The 3,995-nt window shown below is 67.7% G+C and carries 2 protein-coding genes; both read right to left on the minus strand.

Features of this window, described 5'->3' with window-relative positions:
- Positions 1–81 precede the first annotated feature (81 nt).
- Positions 82–510 (minus strand): hypothetical protein, encoded by a 429-nt coding sequence (locus tag AB0B85_RS33515; protein ID WP_357413778.1) that lies wholly within the window; start codon positions 508–510, stop codon positions 82–84.
- The coding region (locus tag AB0B85_RS33520) for a DUF6531 domain-containing protein (protein WP_357413780.1) at positions 510–3,995 on the minus strand (3,486 nt) is incomplete at its 5' end. The genes AB0B85_RS33520 and AB0B85_RS33515, both read right to left, overlap by 1 nt.

Here is a 3,995-nt window from a genome sequence, read left to right on the forward strand (position 1 = left end):
CCGATCTCCTCGCCGGCTTCTTCGCCAACACCGGCATGACCCTCGACCCCGAACCCCCGTGATAGCCCGAACCTCAGCCTTTCAACCTCTGTAGCTACTCACCTGAAGGCGGCGGAAGTTGTGAATATCCGAGTCGTTCATCGAACCTAAACGCCACTCGGTGCTATCGAGCGCTTCGACCACGAACGAACAACCTGAAAAATCGTCGACACGTAGCTGCTGTTCGGTGATCTCTTCCAGGGAAGTCGCAGCAATGATTAAACATTCCATTGTCTGATCGAGGGAATGAGCGAATTCATCCAGATCATGCCACTTCATCCGATAGCCCAAGAAGGACGAGCGGACCAGGTCCTCGAAGTCGGGCATCGTCATTCCCCGAGGCGCCTGGCCGACCCCGTGGAAGTCGACCAATGACCATTCGAGATCGTTGTCTCCGATCAACATCAGGATGTCTGCGAGCTGAATGAGTTTGGTTTTCTGGTGCATTGGGATCGTCTCGAACCGCAGCATCAAGGCATCTCCAGAGGGCGCGCCGGGCCATGCTGTGGCGTACCGCCGGTTGGGTTGGGCACGAAGTCGTGCTGGTGTGGGTTCGTATGATTTTGCGGTCTGCCATGGTCCGTGAAGTGGATGTCTCGGACGGGTACGCCATCTTCACCGAACTCACGTGCCGCATCATATTTCCCCACCTTCCGACCTGACTGTTGGCCGAGTTGGGTGTGCGGGTACGGTGAGTCGGGAACAGGGTTCCCGTGCTTGTCCCTCGGTAGCGGCCTATCTGGAAATCTGGGCGTGCCCCTACCGGGGGCTCCGGCGCCGGCGTTCACGTCGTACGGCGCCAACCCAAATGGGTCGACCTCATGGGTTGGGTTCGCAACGTAGCGATGAGGGTCGGGGCTGGCGAGCAAACCGATGGGATCGGCCGACGAGTATCGGGCGGTATCGGGATCGTAGTAGCGGTGGTAGTTGTACGAGGCGCCGGTTTCTGGATCGTGGATTTGGCCCGAAAATCGAAGCGGGCAATCGGCGTCCGTGACACTGACGTGGGTCGGGACGCCCCAGATGGAAGTCCGCTGTCGCCAGACAACGCCGCCAGTCGGGTCAACCAGTTCGGTGGGGGTGCCGACCACGTCGGTCACGATCGCGTAGAAGCGGCGGTCGACCTCATCCTGGTCGCCCTGGCCGTCGGTCTGACCGATCGGCGTGAACGTACCGGGGGCGTACTCCCAGGTGCTGGTCTTGTCTCCGGCAGCGCCGCGGTGGGTCTGTTCGATCAGGCGCAGCCCGTCCCAGGCGAAGTCGACCTGTTCGACCACGCTGCCGTCGGTGTCGAGTCGCTGCTTGGCGACCCGGCGGCCGAGCGCGTCGTACCGGTAGCGCCAGCGGGTGCCGTCCGGCGTGGTGACGGCGGTCAGCCGGTCCTCGCTGTCCCATCTGTAACGCCAGGTCGAGGGCTTGGTAGAGCGCTCCTTGCGCTGTCGCAGCGTTACCCGGCCAGCGGCGTCGTGCTCGTACCGTACGTTCCCGGCCCGTCGAATCAGGGTGCCGGCGTATTCCCGTCCACCCTGGGCCACGCGGTCGTCGTCCGCACCGGACCAGGCGGCGCTGGTCACGTTGCCAGCCCCGTCGTAGGCGTACCGCTCGGTCCATTCGTCGGCCTGGACGGCGGTGATTCGGCCGGCCCGGTCCAGCTCCAGCCGGCGCTCGCCGGTGAGCTGGTCGGCGATGTCGGTCAGGTAGCCGTCGGCGCGGTACCGGTAGGCCCTGTGCCCCACCAGGTCCGGCACGTCGCCGACGGCAGGGCTCGCCGTAAGGATCTGAGAGAGCAGCCGGTGGTTGGCGTCCCAGGTCTGGGTCAGGGCGAGGTTACCGACGGCGCGCCGGGTCTCCCGGCCGGCAGCGTCGTGGGTGAAGCTGACTGTCGCACCGCCGGTGCGCAACATCACCGGCCGGTGGCCGGCGTCATACTCCCATGCGCTGTCGACCCCCATTGGGGTGCGTCGTAACGTCCGGCGGCCGAGCGCGTCGTAGGACGAGGTCACGGTTCGACCGTCGCGGATCTCGGCGAGCACCCGCCCGATCGGGTTGCGGTCGAACCGGAGGTCGACCTCGGGTGTGCTCGCGTGCAGCAACCGGCCGGCCGGGTCGTACCCGAAGGTGGTGATGCCCTCGGCGCTGCGCTTCTCGACGACGTTGCCGAGTTGGTCGTGGGCCAGCTCGATGGTCTGCCCGGCGCCGTTGGTGCGGGCCACGAGTTGGCCGGCGGGGTCAAGGGTGTACGACTGGGTGCGCCCGTTGAAGTCGGTTTCGGCGACCAGCCGCCCGGCCGGGTCGTAGTCGTAGCGCCAGACGAGCCCCTGCGGGTTGGTGACAGTGGTGAGGCGCAGTTCGGTGTCGTAAGCGAAGGACAACCGGGCGCCGTCCGGCCCGGTACGCGCCACCGGCAGGTCGAAGGCCCCGATCTCGAACTCGGTGGTCGCCCCGATCTGGTCGGTGTGAGTGACCAGGTTGCCTTCCGGGTCGTAGGTCCACTCCTCGCTGGCCCCGTCCGGGCTCCGCCGCCACGCCAACCGCCCCTCGGCGGTCCAGCCGAGGTGGATGGTGCCGCCGACGGGGTCGGTCGCCTCGGTCATCCGCCCGGCCCGGTCGCGCCGGTAGGTCGTCACCGCCCCCACCGAGTCGGTCAGCTGGGTGATCAGCCCGGCCGGATCGGTGGCCACCACCACGGTGTTGCCGAGCGCGTCGGTCACCTCGGCCAGGTGGCCGGCCTCGTCGTAGGCGTAGCGGGTGACAGCGCCGGTCGGGTCGGTGACCATCGTCAGGTTGCCGCGCTCGTCGTACCCGCGTCGCCAGATCGCGCCGTCGACGTCGGTGACCACGACGGGCTGACGCAGCTCGTTGTACGCGGCCGTCGCCCGGCTGCCGTCCGGGCGGGTGAGCTCGACCAGGTTGCCGTCGTCATCGTAGGACCAACGAGTCGTCCGCCCGAGAGCATCGGTCTGGGACAGCTTCCGATCAAAACGATCCCAGGTGAAGGCCGTGACATGTCCCAGCGGGTCGGTGACCCGCTCGGTCTGCCCGCGTTCGGTCAAGTCGTAGATGGTGGTGTGGCCGAGTGAGTCGTCCACAGCGGTTTTCCGCGCTGCCAGGTCGTAGTGCAGCCGCGCGGACAGGTATCCACCGGAGCCGGTGGCGGCGACACAGCGGCCCTGCTCGTCGTAGGTGTAGCGGTACTCCTGCGCGTTGCGGTCCTGCCAGCGGACCAACCGACCCTCGTCGTCATAGCCGAACCGCAACGGCAACCCCGACGAGTTGACCACCTCGGTGAGGTGGCCCGCCTCGTCGTAACCGAACCGCACAAGCGTCCGGGCCTCCCCCGACGGCTCCGCGTCGAGCAGACTCAACGCCGCCACCCGCCCGTGCAGCGTGTCCACAGCGACCCGGTAACCCCCACTGTGCCGTACCTCGGCGATCGCGCCGTCGCGCCAGTCCAGGTCGAGCCGATGACCATTGCGGTCGGTCACGGCAACCAGGGGCAGCACCCGCACAGGGTCACCCTCGCCCTCCGGCTCGGGCAGGTCCGGCACCGCCTGGAAGTGCAGGGCACTGCCGGCCTCCGGTTGCTCGACCCGGTAGCCGTCGGCGGTCGGCGTGAGCGGCCACCGGGGGCCGGTCTCCGGCATCGTCGGCACCCCCGCGGGTGTCGGGTAGGTGAGGACCATGCCGTCCTCGGCGACGAAGCAGATGCCCTGGTCGTCGACCTCGATGCGCTGGTCGAGGGTGGATGCCCAGGACGGCCCGAACCACCGCCCCACCCGGTACGACGACAGGTGACTACGGCTCAGGACAAGCGGGAGCAGACCTGGTAGCTCGGCGTCGGTCTGGGCGAGCACCACCTCTCCGCTGGCCACGTCGATCGGGTCGGCCGCGACCTTGCGCGCACCCATGGGGATGCTCGGACGCGGCAGGTTCGGCAGCGCCGCCCGCACCCTGGG

The organism is Micromonospora sp. NPDC049044, from assembly GCF_040649215.1.
GTDB lineage: Bacteria > Actinomycetota > Actinomycetes > Mycobacteriales > Micromonosporaceae > Micromonospora.

What these genes read in the sequence shown, in the direction of transcription:
- AB0B85_RS33515 (WP_357413778.1), bottom strand. Translation starts at nt 510, where the DNA reads ATGCTGCGGTTCGAGACGATCCCAATGCACCAGAAAACCAAACTCATT.